Source organism: Salinigranum sp. (assembly GCF_041641895.1).
Taxonomy (GTDB): Archaea; Halobacteriota; Halobacteria; order Halobacteriales; family Haloferacaceae; genus Salinigranum.
Window position 1 is genome coordinate 32,450 of the sequence record NZ_JBEPXO010000001.1, and the last position, 14,096, is coordinate 46,545.

The window sequence follows — 14,096 nt, forward strand, 5'->3', positions numbered from 1 at the left end:
ATGGCGGACCTCTCGATTACGGTCACGGGCGAGGCGGAGGCGGTCACCCTCGACGCCGACTGGACCGGCGACGCGCCGCGGACCCGCGAGGCACTCGAAGCCGCGCTCCCCGTCGAGGGCGAGGCGGCCCGGTGGGGTGACGAACTGTACTTCTCGGTCCCCGTCGACACCGACCCCGAGGACGCGCGAGCGGTGGTCGACGTCGGGTCCGTCGCGTACTGGCCGGCGGGGGACAAACTCTGTCTGTTCTGGGGGCCGACGCCGGCGTCGGAGGGTGCGGAGCCGCGAGCGGCGTCGCCGGTGAACGTCGTCGCGCGGATGACGGACGTCTCGGCGCTGGCGGGAATCGACGGGGGCGCGCACGTCCGGGTCGAACGGGGCTGACGGGACGTTCACTCGCGGACGTAGACGCCGGCGAACGCCCCGACGGTCACCCCGAGGAGGTGGGCGTACTCCGCGGAACCGGTGGTCAACACGAAGTCGCTGAGGAGGAGCGAGACCATCCCGATGCCGCCGGCGACACCCAGCGCGTAGGCGACTCGCGAGCGCGCCGCGGGGCCGTCGCGGACGGTCCGGACGGCGACGTACGAGACCAGCGCGACGACGCCCGCACTCGCTCCGACGGCGCCGCCCTCGACCCCCGCGAGGAGGTAGCTCCACACCTGCGCCGCGGTTCCGGCGACGGCGCTGGTGCCGAAGAGCCAGTACCAGGTCGGCGCGGAGAGGTCGGCCTCTGCGAGCGACCCGAACACGACGAGGAAGAGGAGGTTCCCGAGGAGGTGTCCGAGCGACTGGTGAGCGAGCGGAGCGAGGAGCCACCCCGGGGAAGGAGTCGCGCTCGCGGCGAACCAGAACGCCATCGTCGGGAAGCCGAACAGCCACCAGACGAGCGACTCGACGGCGAACGCCGCCGCGAGGACTGCGACGAGGGTGGTGGTTGCCGGACGCGTCGCTCGCCAGGTGGCGAGTCGCCCGCGAACGCCGGCCGCGTCCACCGCCATGGGTCTCACCCGAGCCTCGGGACGGTACCGAGAAAAGGATTCGGCGTCCCTACACCCAGCCCTCTTCGACGAGCAGTTCGCCGTTGAGGAGCGACGCGCCGGCGGCGCCGCGGATGGTGTTGTGCGCGAGGCAGTTGTACTTCACGCCGTGGGTCGTCTGCTGGATTCCGCCGGCGCAGACGGCCATTCCGCCCTCGCGGTCGCGGTCGAGCCGTGGCTGGGGGCGGCCGGGGTCGTCGAAGACGTGGACGAGCTGGTCGGGCGCGCTCGGCAGGTCGACGCCGGGGAACTCGCGCATCGCGCGGGCGACGTCGTCGACCGACGGGTCCTCGGCCAGGTCGGCGAAGACGTTCTCGAGGTGGCCGTCGAGCGTCGGGATGCGGTTACAGGAGGCGGCGACGTCCATGTCGTGGAGCGTCACCTCCGCGCCGTCGAACGTGCCGAGCAGCTTTCTGGACTCCGTCTCCATCTTCGACTCCTCGCCGCCGATGTGGGGGAGGGCGTTGTCGATAATCTCCATCGAGGTGACGCCGGAGTAGCCCGCGCCGGAGACGGCCTGCAGGGTGGTGACGTTCACCCGTTCGAGACCGAACTCGTCGAGCGCGGCGAGCGTCGGCACCATCGTGATGGTCGAGCAGTTGGGGTTCTTCACGAGGGCGCCGTCCCAGCCGCGCTCCTCGCGCTGAATCTCGATGAGGTCCAGATGTCCGGGATTGATTTCGGGGATGGTGAGCGGGACGTCCTCGGCCATGCGGTCGTTCGAGGAGTTCGAAGAGACGACGTAGCCCGCCTCGAGGAAGAGCGGTTCGACGTCTGCCGCCACCGAGGAGGGGAGCGAGGAGAAGAGCAGGTCGACGTCGTCGTCGACGTCGTCGGGGTGGGTCCGTCCGACGGTCATCGACGCGACATCGTCCGGGATGGGGGTGTTGACGCGCCACTTCGCGGCGTCACGGTAGGACTCGCCCGCCGACTCCTCGCTCGCGGTCAGCGCCGCGAGTTCGAAGGTCGGGTGGTCGTCGAGCAGTTGGATGAATCGCTGGCCGACCGCACCGGTTGCGCCGAGGATACCGACTCGTACACTCATTGGCGTGTGCTTGTGTGGCACTCACATAAGACGCTTCGGAATCGGGTTAGATATCACAATCGTTCACTCACCAGCGATCAGCGCCCCGAATCCTGGACGTTCGTCGTCTTCTCACCCCGGAGTGCGGTGATGCTCACGCGCTCTTCGGGAGGAGTGGCGATTCGTTGACTCGCGTCCGAGTAAAACGATGGACAGTCACTTCCTCTCGGGGCGGTGATACGAGTGAAGAACCGATAGAAACAGGTGGGTCTTCCGAGAAGTACGGCGCAAATGTTCAGCAAGGTACTGGTTGCGAACCGCGGGGAGATCGCGGTTCGGGTGATGCGGGCCTGCGAGGAACTCGGCGTCCGGACGGTCGCCGTCTACAGCGACGCGGACAAACACTCGGGACACGTCCGGTACGCGGACGAGGCGTACAACGTCGGTCCCGCCCGCGCGGCGGACTCGTATCTCGACCACGAGGCCGTCATCGAAGCCGCGCGGAAGGCGGGCGCGGACGCCATCCATCCGGGCTACGGCTTCCTCGCCGAGAACGCGGAGTTCGCACGGAAGGTCGAAGAGACCGAGATGGTGTGGGTCGGCCCGTCGTCCGACGCGATGGAGCGACTGGGCGAGAAGACGAAGGCGAGGAAGGTGATGAACGAGGCCGGCGTCCCCATCGTGCCCGGGACGACCGACCCCGTCGACGACCCCGCCGAGGTCCACGACTTCGGCGAGGAGTACGGCTACCCCATCGCCATCAAGGCCGAGGGTGGTGGCGGCGGGCGTGGGATGAAAATCGTCCGCGACCCCGACGATGCGGAGGAGAAACTGCAGAGCGCCAAACGCGAGGGCGAGGCCTACTTCGACAACCCGTCGGTCTACCTGGAGCGGTATCTGGAGAATCCCCGGCACATCGAGGTCCAGATCCTCGCCGACCACCACGGCAACGTCCGACACCTCGGCGAGCGGGACTGCTCGCTCCAGCGCCGACACCAGAAGGTCATCGAGGAGGGGCCCAGCCCCGCCCTCACTGACGAACTGCGGGAGAAAATCGGCGAGGCCGCCCGCCGCGGCGCCGACGCCGCGGACTACTACAATGCCGGCACGTTCGAGTTCCTCGTCGAGGAAGAGCCACGAGGTGACGACGAACTCCTCGGGCCGGACGCGGACTTCTACTTCCTCGAGGTGAACACGCGAATCCAGGTCGAACACACCGTCACCGAGGAGATTACGGGCATCGACATCGTCAAGTGGCAACTCCGGGTCGCCGCCGACGAGGAACTCGACTTCGCACAGGAGGACGTCGGAATCGACGGCCACGCCATCGAGTACCGCATCAACGCCGAGAACCCCGCGAACGACTTCGCTCCGGCGCCGGGCGGGACCTTCGAGACGTACGACCCGCCGGGCGGCATCGGCGTCCGACTCGACGACGCCATCCGGCAGGGCGACGACCTCGTGACGGACTACGACTCGATGGTCGCGAAACTCGTCGTCCACGCGAGCGACCGCGAGGAGTGTCTGGCGCGCTCGGAACGCGCGCTCCGCGAGTACGAAATCGAGGGCTTCCACACCATCATCCCGTTCCACCGGCTGATGATCTCAGACGAGGCCTTCCGGTCGGGAACGCACACGACGAAGTACCTCGACGAGGAACTCGACCGCTCCCGCATCGAGGCAGCCGTCGAACGCTGGGGGCCGGCCGAGGGGTCGGACGCGGACGACGACGAGGAGGTCACCGAACGCGAGTTCACGGTCGAGGTCAACGGCAAGCGGTTCCAGGTGTCGCTCGAAGAGCGGGGCGCGCCCGCAATCGAACTCCCCGCCGGTGGCGGCGGTGGGGGCGGTGGTCGGAGTCGCCCGGACGTCGCCACCGAGGACGACGACGGCAGCGCCGTCACGGCCGACGGTGCGCAGGTGACCGCCGAGATGCAGGGCACCATCCTCTCCGTCGAAGTCGACGAGGGCGACGAGGTGGAGGGCGGTGACGTCGTCTGCGTCCTCGAGGCGATGAAGATGGAGAACGACGTCACCACCCAGGCCGGCGGCACGGTCACGCAGGTGCTCGTCGGCGAGGGCGACTCCGTCGACATGGGGGACGTGCTCGTCGTCATCGAGTAGACGGACGAGTCGGCGGCGGAGAGCCGTCGCCTTCATACCCGCCTCGCCTCTCCTCTCCGCATGAACGAGACACGGCGTGCGTTGCTCGGAGAACTGTCGTCCAGCGCCGCCTCGGGTCCGGCGCTCGCTGAACGCCTCGACGTCTCCCGGGCGGCCGTCTGGAAGCAGGTCGAAGCGCTCCGCGACGAGGGGTTCGTCGTCGAGTCGACCGAGGCGGGCTACGTCGTCACCGCGGTGCCGGAGTTCGGAGCGGGGACCGTCGAGTACGGTCTCGACGCGCCCTACACGGTCGAGTACCACGACACCATCGGGAGCACGAACGACCGCGGGCGCGAACTCGCGGCGGCGGGCGCGTCGGACGTGGTAGTGCTGGCCGACGAGCAGACCGGGAGTCGCGGACGACTCCGCCGGGCGTGGAGCGCCCCGTCCGGAGGGGTCTGGCTCAGTATCGTCTTCCGGCCCGACTGTCCGCCCGCGCACGCCCCCATCTACACGCTCGCCGCGGCCGTCGCGACGACGCGAGCGGCACGCGAGGCGGGCGTCGACGCGTCGATCAAGTGGCCGAACGACGTCGTCGTGAGCGACGACACCGCGGAACGCGGCGGCCGCAAGCTGGCGGGTATCCTCACGGAGATGGAGGGGGAGGCGAACCGCGTCTCGTGGCTCCTCGTCGGCATCGGCGTCAACGCCAACGTCGACGCGTCGGCCCTCCCGGCGGGCGCGACGAGCATCCGCGAGGAGGCCGGCGACGTCGAGCGCCGGGTCTTCGTCCAGCGGCTCCTCGAGACGTTCGACGAACTCCGGGGCGACCCCGACAGCGTCCTCGACGCGTGGCGCGAACACGCGGACACGCTCGGCCGCCGGGTACGCGTCGAGACGACGAGCGAGACTATCGAGGGAGTGGCCGTCGACGTCGAGTTCCCCGGCGCGCTCGTCGTCCGAACCGACGAGGAGGACCGGGTGATTCACACGGGCGACTGCGAGCACCTGCGGCCGGTGTGAACGCGTCGTGACGGCAGCGGGTCAGAGAACCACGCGCTTCACGTCTGCCTGCCCGGCCCGCCGTACCACCGCTCGAACCGGGTCTTTCGCGCCGCCGAGGTTGTCGGAGTCGCCGTCGAGCACGAGCAGCTTCGCCGGCGCACCCGCCTCGACCACGCCGCAGTCCAGTCCGGCGAGGTCAGCGCCGTCGACCGTCGCCATCCGCAGCACCGTCTCGGCACTCACGTCTGAGAGCTTCGCGGCGAACTCCATCTCGCGGAACATCGACGGGGAGTTGAGCATCACGTTGTCCGTCCCGAGCGCGACGGTCGTTCGTTCCGCGAGACGCCGAATCGGTGGCACGCCGACGTTCGTGACGAGGTTCGAGCGGGGGCAGACGGCGACGGGGAGTTCCGAGTCGGCGACGCGTTCGATCTGGTCGTCGGTGGCGTGGACCATGTGGACGAGGAAGTCGGGGGCGAGGTCGATGGCGGCGTCGACGTCGTCGGCGTCGCGCTCCCCGGCGTGGATGCCGAACAGTTTCCCCGCCTCGCGGGTCGCCCCCCGGACCGCCGCGAAGTCGCCGTCCCGAGCGCCGCTCGCGCCGAAGCCGTCGCTCGCGTGCATCGCGTCCTCCGTCTCCCGGCCGAGGACGACGGCGTCGACGTCGATCCCCTCGCGGGCCGCCGCGAACGTCTCGACGCCGGGGACGCCGCCCTCGCGGAACTCGACGCACGCGGCGGTGCCCGTCGCCTGCATGAACCGGAGCGACCGGCGCATCGCGGCGACCATCTCCTCGCGCGAGGCCGCCCGGAGGAGGCGGTGTTTGAGCCCGTCCGGCGGCGCGACGAGGTCGTCGAGCGACAGTCCCGCCCCGGCCTCCTTGGCGACCGAGTCGCCGATGTGGGTGTGAGCGTTCACGAACGCCGGGCAGACGACGTCGGTCGACTCCGTCTCCGTCCGTTCGACCGCCTCGACCCGACCGTTCTCGACGACGACCCGTCCCTCGATAGGCTCGAAGTCGCGGCCGTGGAGGATGGTCCCCTCTAGGTGCATCGGGTCGACTCTGGGGGAGAGACGTTCTTGAACGTGCAGGTTCGGGACCCTCGGTCGGCGTCGCCGGGCGCCTAGAGCGCTCGCAGGCGCGCCTTCAGACCACCGTGACGCCGCGGAACTCGAACCGCGCCCCGCCCTCTTCGGCGTCCACGAGTCGGACGTCCCACCCGTGTGCGTTCGCCACCTCCCGGACGATGCTCAGTCCGAACCCGGTCCCCTCGGGGTTCGTCGAGTAGCCGGCCTCGAACGCCTCGTCGCGCACCTCGGCGGGGATCCCCGGGCCGTCGTCCGCGACGAAGAAGCCGTCCGGCAAGTCGCCGACGGTCACGGTGACGGACGGGTCGCTCCCCGCGTCCTCGACCGGACGGTCTGTCGCTGGCCGGCTGTCCGTGGACACGTGTTCCACGCTGTCCTCACGAGCCTGTGAGCGGGGAGTGGTCGAACCGTGTTCGACCGAATTCCTGAACAGGTTCTCGAGGAGTCGCTGGAGGCGACTCTCGTCCGCACGGACGGCCGCGTCCGTCTCGACGGCGAGCGTCGCTTCCGACCACTCGACCGAATCCCAGCAACGGTCGGCGAGCGTCGCGAGCGACACCGTCGCCGGGTCGAGGTCGTCCCCACCCTGTCGCGCCAGCGTGAGCAGGTCGTCGATGAGCGACCACATCCGGTCGTGGGCGCGTTCGACGCTCGCGAGGTGCTCGCTGTCGCACTCCTCACGGGCCAGTTCCAGACGGCCTTCGGCGACGTTCAGCGGGTTTCGGAGGTCGTGGCTGACGATGGCCGCGAACTCGTCGAGGCGGTCGTTCTGCCGCTGGAGCTGTCGTTCGCGCTCGACCCGGTCAGAGACGTCACGGATCATCCCGACCCGTGAGAATCCGAACTCGTCGTCGTTCGCCTCTCTGAATCGAATCTCGGCCGGAACTCGCTCCCCGTCGGCAGTCACGAACTCGTACTCGATGGCCCCGACGTCACGGTCCCCGGCGTCGAGTGCCCGGCGCAACTCGTCGGCCTGCTCGACCGTTTCGTCGTCGATCCAGTCGTCGATGTCGGTGCCCAGCAGTTCGCCGCGGGTGGCACGCTTCATCGCGGTGTACGCCTCGTTGACGTACGCGATGGTTCCGTCGGCCTCGATGGCGTAGATGGCGTCCGGAAGCGACTCGAGGACGGTGCGGTACCAGTCGCCTCCTCGACGGCGGTCGGAAGGGTCGGTGACCGCCCGCCCGACGCAGACGACGTGTTCGACGTCCTCGGCGTCGGTGTCGTCGGTGTCGCTGGTGTCGTCGGTGTCGCTGGTGTCGCCGGTGTCGCCGGTGTCGCCGGTGTCGCTGGCGTCGACGTCGGCCGCGGCGTGGGTGTGCACCGTCGCGGTGAACTCGTAGGGGACCTGGTCACCGTCGGCGGTGCGGACCCTCGCCACGAAGGGGCCGTTTCCCGTCGCCGCGTCGACGACGCGTTCACGAACGACGGCGGCGTCGACGAACAGGTCGCCGACTGACGCGGACGACAGCGTCTCGTCGGTGTGTCCGGTCGTCTCGGTCACCGCCCGGTTCCAGTGGGTGACCGTACCGGCCCGGTCGAAGGCGACGAGCAGGTCCGACACGGAGTCGAAGAGGGCAGACGAGAAGGCTGTCACGGCTGGTGAAGCGTCGTCGTCCACTCCCCATGGGTAGTGGGGCGTCGTGCATAAACGTTGACGGCGGCCGGGACACGGCGAGCCCCCGTCACTGGAACTCGTCGAGCGTCGTGTTCAGTCCGGCGCGGACGTCGCTCACGAGCGCGCCCTCGATGTCGAGGCCGAGGACCTCGACGGCCGCTCGGCCCACTCGCTCGGTCTCCGACCGGGGGCAGTAGACGCCGAGTCGCCACTGCTGTTCCTGAGCCGTCCGGAGCGCCGACACCAGCGGCGAGGCCTTCCCTAGCTCTCGGATGTCGCCGTTGACGACCACGCGCGACGTCGACTCCGTCATCGACGGCGGGGCGGGGACGTCCACCACGACGTTCGCCGGGGAGAGGTCGACGCGGTCGGAAATTTCGCGCTCGAACGCGCGCAACTCCGCGTGCGAGGCGTCTAGGAGGGACGCGGGGACGTCGTCGTGCTCGGCCCACACCGCGCGTTTGAACAGCCGTCGAGTGTCGAGGCGTTCGGCGTACGCACTCGTCTCCGGCGTCACCCGGAGCGCCGAGACGAAGTCGTAGTCGTCCATCCGCCGGACGTCCGCCGCGGAGATGTCGGGTGTCTCGAGCAAGCGTTCCGCGGCTCGTCGGAGCATCGCCTTCGAGATGCGCGCGACCGGGTGCTGGTAGACCGTGGGGTTCATCAGCGCCCGCGCGAGGAGGAGCGACTCAGCCGTCTGGACGTTCCCCTCCCGGAGAACGAGTTCGCCGTCGACGAACGCCAGTTCGCGGACGAGGCGCTCGTGGTCGATGGTGCCGTAGGGGACGCCGGTGTGGTGGGCGTCCCGCACGAGGTAGTCCATCCGGTCGACGTCGAGTTCGCCCGAGACGAGCTGGCCGTACCGGCCCTCGCCACGGACGAGGCCGGCCACGTCGCCCGGGTCGATGTCGTGGTCGGCGAGGACGCGTCCCACCTCCCCGCTGGTGACGAGGTCGACGACGTCGTCGTGGTACTTGCCGGTGTGTCGGTGGACGACGCTCTCGACGTTGTGACTGAACGGTCCGTGACCGACGTCGTGCAGGAGGGCCGCCGCACGGATCCGTTCGGCGGCGACGCCCTCGACGCCGAGGTTGTCGAGTGCGCGGGTGGCGAGGTGGTAGACGCCGAGCGAGTGCTCGAACCGGGTGTGGTTCGCGGAGGGGTAGACGTACTTCACCGTTCCCAGTTGCGTGACGCGGCGGAGTCGCTGGACGGCCGGCGTGTCGATGAGCGCCTCGGCAACGCCCTCGACCTCGATGTGGTCGTGGACGCTGTCCTTGATAGCCAGCATGTGGAGAGATGCGCCCGCATCGAACAAAAACCGTCGGATGGCGTCGTCGTTTTCGATATGATACCAGTTTTGAAAATCGAGGCGACAGGTACACATATTCCTCCGCTACTTTTAGACCGAGTGAACAGTTTCGGCAACTCGGACATCCGACTCCTCCACGTCGACGACGACGCGGCGTTCGCCGAGCTGGTCGGTCTCTCGCTGGAACGGCGGTGCGAGCGGTTCCGAGTCGTCTCTGTCGGAAGCGCGAGGGAGGCCCTCGACAGACTCGACGAGGAGCCGGCGGTCGACTGTGTGTTGAGCGACTACGACATGCCCGAGATGGACGGGCTCGCCCTCCTCGAACGCGTCAGGGAGACGCACCCACGCCTCCCGTTCGTGCTCTACACCGCGAAAGGCGGCGAGGAGATCGCGGCCGAGGCCATCGGGAACGGGGTCGACGACTACATCCAGAAGGGGTCGAGTGCGGCGCACTTCCTGACGCTCGGGACGCGTATCGAACGCGAGGTCGCCCGTGCGCGAGCAGAGCGCGAGAAACAGGTGCGGCTGGAGGCGCTCGAGGCCGCACGCGAGGGGATCTGTATCGTCGACGCGGACGGTCGATTCAGGTACGCGAACGAGACGTACCTCGACCTGTACGGGTACGAGCGGTCCGAACTCGTCGGAGAACCGTGGCAGCGACTCCACACGGACGCTGCCGTCGAGACGATAGAGACCGACGTCCTCCCCCACGTCGCCGAGCACGGCCAGTGGGGCGGTACGTGTGTCGGGCTCAGAGCCGACGGCACCACGTTCCGCGAGTCGAAATCCGTCTCGACGCTGTCCGGCGGGGAACTCGTCATCGTCGTGACGGAACACGAGGCCACCGACGACTGATTCTCTGTTCGTGCTCGGGCGGCGTTCAGTCGTCCGTGCCCGCGGGGTCGACCACGTCCCCCTCGTCGATGTCGTCGACGACGTCAGGCTGGGTTACGTCGGCGTCGCGCCACGTTCCCTGCTTGTACCAGACGACGGCGACGGCGGCGCCGACGACGTTCGAGACGACGAACGACCACCAGATGCCGGAGGGACCGAACGACTGCGCGCCGAACCACGCGACGGGGAGACGGACAGCACCGAGGGCGAGAATGGCGATGGCAGCCGAGATGAGCGTCTTACCGGCGCCGCGGAAGCTTCCGCTGTACGCCCGCAGGACACCGAGGAGGCCGAACGTGGGCGCCACCGTGCGGAGGAAGTTCGCCCCCTCGTCCACGACGGCGGGGTCGGTCGTGAACACGGCCACGATGGGTTCGGTGAAGACGAAGACGACGATGCCCATCGCCGAGAGGACGACGAACATCGTCTTCGCGGCGAAGTCGGCCGTCGCCTCCGCACGGTCGGGTTTCCCGGCACCGATGTTCTGTCCCGACATCGTCTCGACCGCCTGTGCCACCGCGATGGCGGGGAGGAAGATGACCGAGAAGACCCGGGTGCCGATACCGAAGGCGGCGACGACGGTGGTCGAGAAGAGGCCGACCACGACGAGCAGGAAGTTGACGGAGAGCGCCCTGCCGGTGACCTCCACCGAGGCGGGGCCGCCGAGCGCGGCGATGCGCCGGAAGTAGCCAGGGTCGGGGAGCATCTGCCGTGGGTGGATGCGAACGCCGCGGTCGCCCTTGAGCATGATCGCGATGCCGACGAAGAGTGCGAGCGACCGGGAGAACACCGTCGCGTACGCCGCGCCCGCGACGCCGAGTTCGGGGAACACCCACCAGCCGAAGATGAGGAAGGGGTCGAGGGCGACGTTTACGGCCACGGAACCGAACATGACGAGCATCGGCGTGATGGTGTCGCCGTAGCCGCGCATCAGCGAGATGAACACGAGGAAGCCGAAGAGGAAGACGATGCCCAGCGAGATGACCTGCATGTACGCCGTCGCACCCGGCAGGACCTCGGGGGAGGCACCCAGCAGTCGCAGGACGTCCTCGACGAAGAGGTAGCCGACGGCACCGAGAACGACCGAGGCGAGCACGGCGAACGTCATCGTCTGTGAGGCGGCGTACTCGGCTTCCTCCTCCTGGCCAGCACCGACGTACTGTGCGACGAGGACGCTCCCGGCGATGGAGATACCGAAGCCGAAGGAGATGAGCAGGAACACCAGCGGGAAGCCGAAGGAGATGGCCGCGAGCGCCTCCGTCGAGTACTGACCGAGCCAGAAGGTGTCGGCGAGGTTGTACGCCGTCTGGAGGAGGTTCGTGATGACGATGGGCAGCGCGAGGTAGAACAGCGGCTTGCCGATGCCGCCGCTCGTGAGGTCGAACTCCTCCTTGCTCTTGAACAGGCCCGACAGACGGTCGAGGACGCTCATCGAGCGGCCTCCCGTGTGGCCTCCCCCTCGTCAGTCAGGAGATGGTCGTCGACGTAGGCGTCGAGCAACACGCGGGTCTCGGCGAGCGAGTGGCCGACGGCGACGTTCCGCGTGTGTGCGCCGACGACGACGCTCGCGACGAAGTTCGCCGTCGCCTCGGGGTCGACCTCTCTGAAGACCCCCTCGTCGATTCCCTCCGCGACGAGTCCTTCGACCCGCGAACGGAGCACGTCGTCGACTGCCGTGAGGCGCTCGCGGTACGCCTCCTCGTACGGCGCCTGCGCCTTCACCTCGAGCATCGCCGTGTGGAAGGCCGGGTAGTCGGCGTCGGCGTCGGTGGTGAGACACTCGTCGAACAGCGCGTGGAGTCGCGCGGCCGGGTCGTCGCCTGGGAGGTCCTCCAGTCGGCCCTCGTACCACGACGCCAGCGAGTCGAGGAACGTCGTCAGGAGGTCGCGTTTGGTGTCGTAGTGGTAGTGGAGGGCGGCTTTGCTCAGGTCCGTCTCGTCGGCGATGTCCTGCATCGTCAGGTTCGCGTAGCCGTGCGCACAGAGCGCGCGGCAGGTAGCACGGACGACCGTCTCGCGGGGCTCGTCGGACATTCAGTGTTCGAACTGACTAACTGGTCAGTCAAGTATCCACGGATTCGCCCGTCGGGGTGCCAGCGCCACTCTCGCGACGGATGAACACACCCCGGGCGGCGTCTCTCACGGGACGCGGCAGGAAGCTTCAAACCACCGCTCCGCATAGCAGGGGTTCATGACGACGTTCCTCGCTGGCGGGACGGGGACGCCCAAACTCCTCGACGGCCTCGACGCCGACGGGTCGGTCGCGCCGAGCGACGTGACCGTCGTCGGCAACACGGGCGACGACGTCGAACTCGGCGGCCACCTCGTCTGTCCGGACGTCGACACGGTGCTGTTTCACGGGGGAGACGTCCTCGACCGGGACCGGTGGTGGGGAGTCGCCGGAGACACCACCGGGACGCACGACGAACTGCACCGACTCGCGGCGGCGGCCGGCCTCGACGACGGCCCCCGGTACCTCCCTGACGACGCACAGACACGGGGACGAACAATCGCCCGCTGGCGGCGCTTCTCGGGCGTGGCGGAGTTCATGGAGATCGGTGACCGGGACCGGGCCGTCCACCTCACCCGGACGAGCCTCATCGACGAGGGCCACAGCCTCACCGCGGTGACGCGCATCCTCGCCGAGGCGTTCGGTCTCGACGTCGACCTCGTGCCGATGAGCGACGACCCCGTCGCGACCATCGTCCACACTGCCGAGGGACCGATGCACTTCCAGGAGTACTGGGTGGACCGGCGCGCCGAACCCGCCGTCGAGGACGTGGAGTTCCGCGGCGCCGACGCGGCCACCCCCACGCCGTCGGTGCGCGACGCCCTCACCGACCCGGTGGTGGTCGGCCCCTCGAACCCGGTGACGAGCATCGGCCCCATCCTCGCGCTCCCGGGCGTCGAGGCCGCCCTGGCCGAGACACCGGTGGTCGTCGTCTCGCCGTTCGTCGGCCGTGAGGTGTTCTCCGGTCCGGCGGCCGAGTTGATGGAGGGTGTCGGCCTCGACCCCTCGACTGCCGGGGTCGCCGAAGCGTACCCGTTCGCCGACGCGTTCGTCCTCGACGACGCGGACGAGACGGCGCTGGACCGCCCCGTCGTCCGGACGGACACGCGACTCGACGGCCCCGACGACGCGCGGCGCGTCCTCGATGCGGTCCGGGACGCGCTCGACCGAGTCGCTACCGGGGGGTGGAGATGACGCGGGAGCCACGACTCGTCCTCGCGAGTCTCTCGGGAGAGGCGGACGCGCGCTGGGCGCACGAGGGGAGCCTGTGGGCCGACCTCGCGATGCTCGGCGGCGTCGCCCTCGACCGGGACTCGCGAGAGGCCGCCCGGGCGCTGGTGGCCCGTGACCGCTCGGAGTTCCTGCCGCCCGACCCGCTCGTCTTCGTCGACTTTCAGCTCGCCGTCCTCGCTGGCGCACCGGTTCGGGCGGGGGTGAACGTCCGGAGTTCGACCCTTCCCCCCGTCCGGGAGGCCGCGCGACTGTGTGCGGCGCACGACGCGGTCGTCGAGATAAACGCCCACTGCCGGCAGGCGGAACTGTGTCGCGTCGGCTGCGGCGAGACGCTCCTGCGCGACACCGACCGCCTCGCCGAGTACGTCGCCGCCGCCGCCGACCAGGGCGCGGCGGTGAGCGTGAAGGTCCGGGCGGAGGTCGACGGCGTCGACCTCACCGAGACGGCCCGCCGGGTCGACGAGGCGGGCGCGACGCTGTTCCACGTCGACGCGATGGACTCCGAGGAGGTCGTGGCGCACGTGGCCGACGCCGCCCCGGACCTCCACCTCGTCGCCAACAACGGCGTCCGTGACCGCGACACGGTGGACGAGTACCTCGACTACGGCGCAGACGCCGTGAGCGTTGGCCGGCCGAGCACCGACCCGCGCGTCCTCCAGCGCGTCCGCGAGGCCGTCGACGACTGGTTCGAGGCGCGGGACACGGCGTCGAGCGCGTCGGCCCCGGAGGAACACCCGCCTACCTCGGACGCCGACGTCCGCTGACCC

Annotated in this window: 13 protein-coding genes; 6 read left to right on the plus strand and 7 right to left on the minus strand. The window is 69.3% G+C overall.

Annotation, left to right across the window (positions count from 1 at the left end; all coding sequences use genetic code 11):
* Entirely contained in the window at nucleotides 1-384 is a 384-nt protein-coding gene (locus ACESK5_RS00175; RefSeq protein WP_372909512.1) for a cyclophilin-like family protein, read from the plus strand.
* Between the two features lie 8 nt (nucleotides 385-392).
* Here the strand turns inward: ACESK5_RS00175 and ACESK5_RS00180 are convergent, their stop codons facing one another.
* Nucleotides 393-1,001 carry a rhomboid family intramembrane serine protease gene (locus tag ACESK5_RS00180; RefSeq protein WP_372909513.1) on the minus strand — a complete coding sequence of 203 codons (609 nt, stop codon included), beginning with the start codon at nucleotides 999-1,001 and terminating at the stop codon, nucleotides 393-395.
* Between the two features lie 49 nt (nucleotides 1,002-1,050).
* Entirely contained in the window at nucleotides 1,051-2,085 is a 1,035-nt protein-coding gene (gene asd, locus ACESK5_RS00185) for an aspartate-semialdehyde dehydrogenase (protein ID WP_372909514.1), read from the minus strand.
* 270 nt (nucleotides 2,086-2,355) lie between these two features.
* Between asd and ACESK5_RS00190 the strand changes: the two genes are divergently transcribed.
* Both ACESK5_RS00190 and ACESK5_RS00195 read left to right on the plus strand, forming a co-directional pair.
* A complete protein-coding gene (locus tag ACESK5_RS00190; RefSeq protein ID WP_372909515.1) occupies nucleotides 2,356-4,188 on the plus strand; it encodes an acetyl-CoA carboxylase biotin carboxylase subunit in 1,833 nt (610 codons plus the stop codon).
* Between the two features lie 60 nt (nucleotides 4,189-4,248).
* Complete coding sequence (locus tag ACESK5_RS00195; protein ID WP_372909516.1) at nucleotides 4,249-5,190, plus strand: biotin--[acetyl-CoA-carboxylase] ligase; 942 nt, start codon at nucleotides 4,249-4,251, stop codon at nucleotides 5,188-5,190.
* A 21-nt stretch (nucleotides 5,191-5,211) separates the two neighbouring features.
* Here the strand turns inward: ACESK5_RS00195 and ACESK5_RS00200 are convergent, their stop codons facing one another.
* The 3 genes from ACESK5_RS00200 to ACESK5_RS00210 form a co-directional block, all read right to left on the minus strand.
* Nucleotides 5,212-6,225 carry an amidohydrolase family protein gene (locus ACESK5_RS00200; RefSeq protein ID WP_372909517.1) on the minus strand — a complete coding sequence of 338 codons (1,014 nt, stop codon included), beginning with the start codon at nucleotides 6,223-6,225 and terminating at the stop codon, nucleotides 5,212-5,214.
* Nucleotides 6,226-6,319: 94 nt separating this feature from the next.
* Nucleotides 6,320-7,882, minus strand: coding sequence for a PAS domain S-box protein (locus ACESK5_RS00205; protein WP_372909518.1), 1,563 nt, complete (start codon nucleotides 7,880-7,882; stop codon nucleotides 6,320-6,322).
* Between the two features lie 64 nt (nucleotides 7,883-7,946).
* Nucleotides 7,947-9,170 carry an HD domain-containing protein gene (locus tag ACESK5_RS00210; RefSeq protein WP_372909519.1) on the minus strand — a complete coding sequence of 408 codons (1,224 nt, stop codon included), beginning with the start codon at nucleotides 9,168-9,170 and terminating at the stop codon, nucleotides 7,947-7,949.
* Between the two features lie 120 nt (nucleotides 9,171-9,290).
* On the opposite strand from ACESK5_RS00210, the gene ACESK5_RS00215 reads away from it, so the two are divergent.
* Nucleotides 9,291-10,046, plus strand: coding sequence for a response regulator (locus ACESK5_RS00215; RefSeq protein ID WP_372909520.1), 756 nt, complete (start codon nucleotides 9,291-9,293; stop codon nucleotides 10,044-10,046).
* A 25-nt stretch (nucleotides 10,047-10,071) separates the two neighbouring features.
* Here ACESK5_RS00215 and ACESK5_RS00220 read toward each other — a convergent pair whose 3' ends face one another.
* Nucleotides 10,072-11,517: an MATE family efflux transporter gene (locus tag ACESK5_RS00220; RefSeq protein ID WP_372909521.1), complete on the minus strand. Its 1,446-nt coding sequence runs from the start codon at nucleotides 11,515-11,517 to the stop codon at nucleotides 10,072-10,074.
* Complete coding sequence (locus ACESK5_RS00225; RefSeq protein WP_372909522.1) at nucleotides 11,514-12,119, minus strand: TetR/AcrR family transcriptional regulator; 606 nt, start codon at nucleotides 12,117-12,119, stop codon at nucleotides 11,514-11,516. Before ACESK5_RS00225 ends, ACESK5_RS00220 begins: the two co-directional genes overlap by 4 nt.
* Nucleotides 12,120-12,276: 157 nt before the next feature.
* Between ACESK5_RS00225 and cofD the strand changes: the two genes are divergently transcribed.
* Nucleotides 12,277-13,290 carry a 2-phospho-L-lactate transferase gene (gene cofD, locus ACESK5_RS00230; RefSeq protein WP_372909523.1) on the plus strand — a complete coding sequence of 338 codons (1,014 nt, stop codon included), beginning with the start codon at nucleotides 12,277-12,279 and terminating at the stop codon, nucleotides 13,288-13,290.
* On the plus strand, nucleotides 13,287-14,093 hold the full coding sequence (locus ACESK5_RS00235) for a tRNA-dihydrouridine synthase (protein ID WP_372909524.1): 807 nt from the start codon (nucleotides 13,287-13,289) through the stop codon (nucleotides 14,091-14,093). The genes cofD and ACESK5_RS00235 overlap by 4 nt, the downstream gene beginning before the upstream one ends.
* The last annotated feature ends 3 nt before the right edge of the window (nucleotides 14,094-14,096 follow it).

Excerpts from the sequence above, each read along its gene's own strand:
- ACESK5_RS00175 (WP_372909512.1), top strand. The coding sequence starts at position 1 with ATGGCGGACCTCTCGATTACGGTCACGGGCGAGGCGGAGGCGGTCACC.
- ACESK5_RS00180 (WP_372909513.1), bottom strand. The coding sequence starts at position 1,001 with ATGGCGGTGGACGCGGCCGGCGTTCGCGGGCGACTCGCCACCTGGCGA.
- asd (WP_372909514.1), bottom strand. The coding sequence starts at position 2,085 with ATGAGTGTACGAGTCGGTATCCTCGGCGCAACCGGTGCGGTCGGCCAG.
- ACESK5_RS00190 (WP_372909515.1), top strand. The coding sequence starts at position 2,356 with ATGTTCAGCAAGGTACTGGTTGCGAACCGCGGGGAGATCGCGGTTCGG.
- ACESK5_RS00195 (WP_372909516.1), top strand. The coding sequence starts at position 4,249 with ATGAACGAGACACGGCGTGCGTTGCTCGGAGAACTGTCGTCCAGCGCC.
- ACESK5_RS00200 (WP_372909517.1), bottom strand. The coding sequence starts at position 6,225 with ATGCACCTAGAGGGGACCATCCTCCACGGCCGCGACTTCGAGCCTATC.
- ACESK5_RS00210 (WP_372909519.1), bottom strand. The coding sequence starts at position 9,170 with ATGCTGGCTATCAAGGACAGCGTCCACGACCACATCGAGGTCGAGGGC.
- ACESK5_RS00220 (WP_372909521.1), bottom strand. The coding sequence starts at position 11,517 with ATGAGCGTCCTCGACCGTCTGTCGGGCCTGTTCAAGAGCAAGGAGGAG.
- ACESK5_RS00225 (WP_372909522.1), bottom strand. The coding sequence starts at position 12,119 with ATGTCCGACGAGCCCCGCGAGACGGTCGTCCGTGCTACCTGCCGCGCG.
- cofD (WP_372909523.1), top strand. The coding sequence starts at position 12,277 with ATGACGACGTTCCTCGCTGGCGGGACGGGGACGCCCAAACTCCTCGAC.
- ACESK5_RS00235 (WP_372909524.1), top strand. The coding sequence starts at position 13,287 with ATGACGCGGGAGCCACGACTCGTCCTCGCGAGTCTCTCGGGAGAGGCG.